1 protein-coding gene is annotated in these 503 nt (G+C 65.8%); it reads left to right on the top strand.

The features are described from left to right. Positions 1 to 503 (top strand): ketoacyl-synthetase C-terminal extension domain-containing protein (locus LG634_RS37600; protein WP_226741047.1); only part of this gene is annotated, 503 nt, incomplete at both ends.

Below are 503 nucleotides of genomic sequence, written 5' to 3'. Positions count from 1 at the left end.
ATCCGCGGCACCGCCGTCAACCAGGACGGCGCAAGCAACGGACTCACCGCACCCAACGGCCCCTCACAACAACGCGTCATCCACAACGCACTCACAGCAGCCCGCCTCACCCCCGCCGACATCGACGCAGTCGAAGCACACGGCACCGGAACCCGCCTCGGCGACCCCATCGAAGCAACCGCCCTCATCAACACCTACGGCAAAGCCCACACCACCGACCAACCCCTCTGGCTCGGCTCCCTCAAATCCAACATCGGCCACACCCAAGCCGCCGCAGGCGTCGGCGGCGTCATCAAAATGATCAAAGCCATCCAACACGCAACCCTCCCCCGCACCCTCCACGCCGACAACCCCTCCCCCTACATCGACTGGGAAGACGGCACCGTCCGACTCCTCACCCAAGAACAACCCTGGCCCACCACCGGCAAACCCCGCCGCGCCGCCGTCTCCTCCTTCGGCATCAGCGGCACCAACGCCCACATCATCCTCGAACAAGCACCCGA

The organism is Streptomyces bambusae (genome assembly GCF_020532645.1).
GTDB classification, from domain to species: domain Bacteria; phylum Actinomycetota; class Actinomycetes; order Streptomycetales; family Streptomycetaceae; genus Streptomyces; species Streptomyces bambusae.
Note: the sequence above shows the minus strand (reverse complement) of the source record. Positions and strands in the feature narration are given on the sequence as shown.